The organism is Allomuricauda sp. TY007 (assembly GCF_010468565.1).
Lineage (GTDB): Bacteria > Bacteroidota > Bacteroidia > Flavobacteriales > Flavobacteriaceae > Flagellimonas.
The window spans coordinates 1-498 of the sequence record NZ_WUEG01000062.1 but is presented as its reverse complement, the minus strand read 5'-3'; the positions used below and the strand labels follow the sequence as shown (position 1 = coordinate 498).

The 498-nt window shown below is 41.6% G+C and carries 1 protein-coding gene; it reads right to left on the bottom strand.

The window, feature by feature from the left end; translation table 11 throughout:
• Positions 1-224 precede the first annotated feature (224 nt).
• A partial coding sequence (locus tag GO009_RS17580) for a hypothetical protein (RefSeq protein ID WP_203532493.1) occupies positions 225-498 on the bottom strand: 274 nt, incomplete at its 5' end.

The following is a 498-nucleotide window of genomic DNA, read 5'->3' as shown; positions in this document are numbered from 1 at the left end:
ATCCTTGCTGATGTCCACTCCGTGGATTTCTTTATCTTTATTCATAGGAAAATGTTTTGGAAAGGACGCTCCACTTAAGCTTCAACAACTTGAAATCGAGATCTAGGTCTCACAGAACTGAACGAATTCTTGAGTGGAAAAGAGAGGGAGTCATCAATGTTGACGGAATCGATACTTCCCATGGCTATATTGACCTTGTTCCTCTCTTTTGTTCTTTCTGATTATTATATCAATTTAAAGAGAATCAAACTTAAGATGGCTATAAGTAATTGCTTGTTCTTGCCTACTTCTGAAAATCCTCGCGGATTTTCAGTTTGGTGTGTACTTGCCAAATTACGTGCTAAACCACGCTGGAAACGCCGGACATAGTATACCACCCTCGCCGGGTTAAAGTGACCATAGCTGGCCGGACGAAAGTGACCCACCCCCGCCGGGCCAAAGTGACCCACCTTTAGATTAGATCTATCTGTAAAAAGTCTAAGTGCTTTTTTTGTTAAA